The sequence below is a fragment of the Herbiconiux daphne genome, from assembly GCF_024979295.1.
GTDB lineage: Bacteria > Actinomycetota > Actinomycetes > Actinomycetales > Microbacteriaceae > Herbiconiux > Herbiconiux daphnes.
Window position 1 is genome coordinate 1 of the sequence record NZ_JANLCJ010000781.1, and the last position, 530, is coordinate 530.

A 530-nucleotide genomic window follows, 5' to 3' on the forward strand; every position below is an offset into this window, starting at 1 on the left:
CCATCAACAAGATGCGTGATAGTGTTAACCAACTCCCAACGAAGTAAACCTTCTTCGCTTACATCGGCTGCCAACTCTTCGAGTGTGTATCCTGTCCAGCACCAGATTGTTTTGGTTGGACATTCCGCTCTGATGCGTTTAGCGAGAGAAAGTAGCGTATGGAGGTTTCGTGGATGGAGAGGATCTCCTCCAGTGAACGTGATGCCATCTCTGATGACCCGTTCATCCATAAGGTCTCGAATGATTTCTTCTTCCAGCTCTTCTGTGTAGGGAAATCCTGAGTTGGGGTTCCAGGTTGATTCATTATAACATCCTTTGCAGCCATGATTACAGCCAGCCACAAATAAAACATTACGAATGCCTGGCCCATTTAACATATCAGTTTTATAATATTGATGGAAGTTCATTAGTTCTCAGTGATATTTTTATACATGTAGTATGTAACTAGTCCAATAATGAACGCACATACACCACCGAATACAATCCAATTATACCACGGAATCATATCAGTCCCACTCAAAGGCTTGCTG

At 42.8% G+C, this 530-nt stretch carries 1 protein-coding gene; it reads right to left on the reverse strand.

Annotated elements, in window-relative coordinates:
* The coding region (nrdG, locus tag N1032_RS27660) for an anaerobic ribonucleoside-triphosphate reductase activating protein (protein ID WP_259543937.1) at positions 1-407 on the reverse strand (407 nt) is incomplete at its 3' end.
* Positions 408-530: the final 123 nt, after the last annotated feature.